The sequence below is a fragment of the Oceanisphaera arctica genome, assembly GCF_002936955.1.
Classification (GTDB): domain Bacteria; phylum Pseudomonadota; class Gammaproteobacteria; order Enterobacterales; family Aeromonadaceae; genus Oceanimonas; species Oceanimonas arctica.
In genome coordinates this window covers 1-1771 of record NZ_MPZM01000096.1, presented here as the reverse complement: position 1 = coordinate 1771, position 1771 = coordinate 1, and the positions used below count along the sequence as shown (strand labels likewise).

The following is a 1771-nucleotide window of genomic DNA, read 5'->3' as shown; positions in this document are numbered from 1 at the left end:
GAAACGCGGTGCGTTTGCCACCCCGCCATGACATAAAAGCCCTGCTCATATGAGCAGGGCTTTTTCGTTTTTACCTCTCTCGCTTTATTCAGTGAATCCCAGCGACGTTTCGGCTCTTGATAGGCTGCAAAGTATCAGTGAAATTCCGTACAATGCTCGCCTTATTACAAGGGGGCTCTTATGCCAATTCAATGCAATAAACTGGTGTTTTGGAATCTGGCCGCGGTAGCCGTGCTGGGTAGCTGGTTCTGGCTACCGAATCATGGCTTCTGGTTCGATATCGATAAAGCCATATTTTATTATTTTAACGACAAGATCGGCACAAGTGACGCTTGGGTAACGGTTGTTGCCCTCGCCAACAACCGGGCCTTCGACGGTGTGGCCCTGCTGGCGATGGGCCTGGTGTATTACAGCCATTACCGGGGAGCCAGTGCGGAACAAAAGCGCCAACTGCTTATCATAGGCCTGATGATGCTGCTGACGGCGGTCGGGCTGAATCAGCTGGGGCGAGCCATTCCGGTGGAAAGACCGAGCCCGACCCTGACCTTCGAGAATGTTTTCCGTCTGACCGAGCTGGCAGGCTTCAAGACCAAGGACTCCTCCGGTGACAGCTTTCCCGGTGATCACGGCCTTATGCTGATGATCTTTACTGCCTTTGTCTGGCGTTTTCTGTCCTGGAAAGCGGGGCTCTGGGGTTGCTTGTTTGTGGTGGCTTTCTCCGCGCCCCGGGTGATGGGTGGTGCACACTGGTGGAGTGACATTTATGTGGGCGCGTTCTCGGTGGCGTGCTTTGGCATGGCCTGGTTGATGCACACCGGGGTGTTCGATGCACTGTTGGCCTGGTTAAACCGGCATCTGCCCCGCTTCAGCCGAGGCTGACCGCTCAGAACCAGCCCAGCCCCTTTAACAGGGCGGCGCCGAGGCTGGTACTGAGTAATGAGCCCAGGGTGGTGACGGCGATGATATTGGCGGCCAGCACCGCATTGCCGCCCATGGCGCGGACCATGACGTAGCTGGCGGCGGCGGTGGGTGAGGCGTTGATCAGAAACAGAATGGCCAGCTCAAAATCACGAAAGCCGACCAGATAGCCACCCAGGGTAATAAATGCGGGGATGGCCAGTAATCGCAGCAGGGCAACGGTTGGAAGCAGTCCGTTCTCTTCCTTGCCGCTCTTCAGGCTCAGACTGGCACCGGTGCAGAGCAGTGCCAGAGGCAGCGTCATCTGTGCCAGATACTGGCCGGTTTTCATCAGCGTCTCCGGCACAGTCCAGTCGTTGGCGGCAAAGGGCAGGGCCGCGACAATACCGATAATCAGCGGGTTTTTGACGATACCCTTGAGTACCTTCCCCACCGGCAGACTTTCACCCTGGTTCAGGCTGCGATTCAGCGTGCTCACGGCCAGAATATTGAACAGTATGGTCAGGCAGGCTACGTACATGGCGGCGGCGGCCACTCCCTGGCTGCCGTAGGCATTATTGACGTAGGCAAGGCCGACAATGCCCATATTGGCGCGAAAGGCGCCCTGCACCAGAATGCCGCGCACACGTTTGTCGGCGGTCATGCGAATGGCCAGCCATTCCAGCAATACAAAGGCCACCAGGGTTGCCGCTATGCCATAAAGAATGAGGGAGGGGCTGGCCATCTGGCTGAAGTCGGTTTGCGCTATGCTGGTAAACAGCAGCATCGGCAGGGCGATATTGAATACCAGCTTGCTGGCCCCGTCGATAAAGCCTTCATTCATCATCTGGCTTCGGCGCAGACCAATACCCAG

General features: G+C 56.9%; 2 protein-coding genes. One reads left to right on the top strand and one right to left on the bottom strand.

Annotated elements, in window-relative coordinates:
* Positions 1-180: 180 nt before the first annotated feature.
* On the top strand, positions 181-879 hold the full coding sequence (locus tag UN63_RS16820) for a phosphatase PAP2 family protein (RefSeq protein ID WP_104488637.1): 699 nt from the start codon (positions 181-183) through the stop codon (positions 877-879).
* Positions 880-883: 4 nt separating this feature from the next.
* On the opposite strand, the gene UN63_RS16815 is transcribed toward UN63_RS16820, so the two are convergent.
* Positions 884-1771: AEC family transporter (locus tag UN63_RS16815; protein WP_104488636.1), on the bottom strand; the 888-nt coding region annotated here is incomplete at its 5' end.

Coding starts and splice junctions, on each gene's coding strand:
- UN63_RS16820 (WP_104488637.1), top strand. CDS start 181: ATGCCAATTCAATGCAATAAACTGGTGTTTTGGAATCTGGCCGCGGTA.